Source organism: Methanosaeta sp. UBA356 (assembly GCF_002496465.1).
Lineage (GTDB): Archaea > Halobacteriota > Methanosarcinia > Methanotrichales > Methanotrichaceae > Methanothrix > Methanothrix soehngenii.
The window spans coordinates 25,925-26,505 of the sequence record NZ_DAKC01000005.1 but is presented as its reverse complement, the minus strand read 5'-3'; the positions used below and the strand labels follow the sequence as shown (position 1 = coordinate 26,505).

The window sequence follows — 581 nt, the reverse complement described above, 5'->3', positions numbered from 1 at the left end:
ATCGAGGCGTTCATCTCGCCTCTGGTCATCGATGAGGTTTCCTATGTCCTGATGGTCCAGACCGCCAGGAGAACAGGAAGCCCGAACGACGCAAGATCAATGAAAAAAGCGATGCTCTATGCCTGGCAAGATTGCCTTGTGCCTGTGCGTGAATTTCATGGCTATCTCGACGTGCTCATATCTAAAGGACATCTGAAGGTCCTGAGCCTGGATTATTCTATATCCAAAATCGCGCTGGAATGCGCCAGCGAATACCGTCTTCTTCCCAGGGATGCCTTGCATACCGCCTGCTGCAAGGCATTTGGGATAACGGAAATGGCCACAAATGATGCTGACTTTGAGCGTGTCGGCTTCTTGAATTTATGGAAACCCTGATCGTCAAGCCGGAGACGGCCCCGAAACTCTCAGCCGTGAAGTCTCTGTGCGCTCTGCGACTCTGTATGTGATTAGTTATTGTTCTTTTATGATTTTCTGCTAATAATTAATAATGAACTGCCACTTCTTCCAAAAATCCAGCCCCCGAAAAGCTGCCAATCCCGGAGACAAGCCTCCCCTGACCGCACGCCCGACCGGCCTCCCGG

At 50.9% G+C, this 581-nt stretch carries 1 protein-coding gene; it reads left to right on the top strand.

The window, feature by feature from the left end; translation table 11 throughout:
- Positions 1-375 (top strand): PIN domain-containing protein (locus BP727_RS00395; protein ID WP_286856735.1); only part of this gene is annotated, 375 nt, incomplete at its 5' end.
- Between the last annotated feature and the right edge of the window lie 206 nt (positions 376-581).